The sequence below is a fragment of the Paraburkholderia sp. SIMBA_054 genome (assembly GCF_046534875.1).
Lineage (GTDB): Bacteria > Pseudomonadota > Gammaproteobacteria > Burkholderiales > Burkholderiaceae > Paraburkholderia > Paraburkholderia hospita.
Genome location: NZ_JAWRXV010000722.1, coordinates 1 through 274, shown reverse-complemented (window position 1 = coordinate 274; position 274 = coordinate 1). Strand labels below are relative to the sequence as shown.

Genomic DNA, 274 nt, shown 5'->3' with positions numbered 1-274 from the left:
CTGCGCCACCGCCAGTACCCGGTGGAGGGCGTGCAGTTCCATCCCGAATCCATCCTCACCGAGCATGGCCACGCCCTGCTGAAGAACTTCCTGTCGCGCTGAGGCGCGGATCCGTTACTCCCCCGCCATACGTTGGAACCGCCGTTGGACAACCCGATGCCGATCACCCCGCAAGAAGCCCTGCAGCGCACCATCGAACATCGCGAGATCTTCCATGACGAGATGGTCGGGCTGATGCGCCAGATCATGCGCGGCGAGGTCTCCGATGCGATGA

At 63.5% G+C, this 274-nt stretch carries 1 protein-coding gene and 1 pseudogene; both read left to right on the top strand.

The window, feature by feature from the left end:
• A partial coding sequence (locus SB822_RS56980; RefSeq protein ID WP_410859090.1) for a glutamine amidotransferase-related protein occupies nucleotides 1–102 on the top strand: 102 nt, incomplete at its 5' end.
• Between the two features lie 54 nt (nucleotides 103–156).
• Nucleotides 157–274: pseudogene (trpD, locus tag SB822_RS56975) on the top strand (anthranilate phosphoribosyltransferase); the annotation flags it as partial.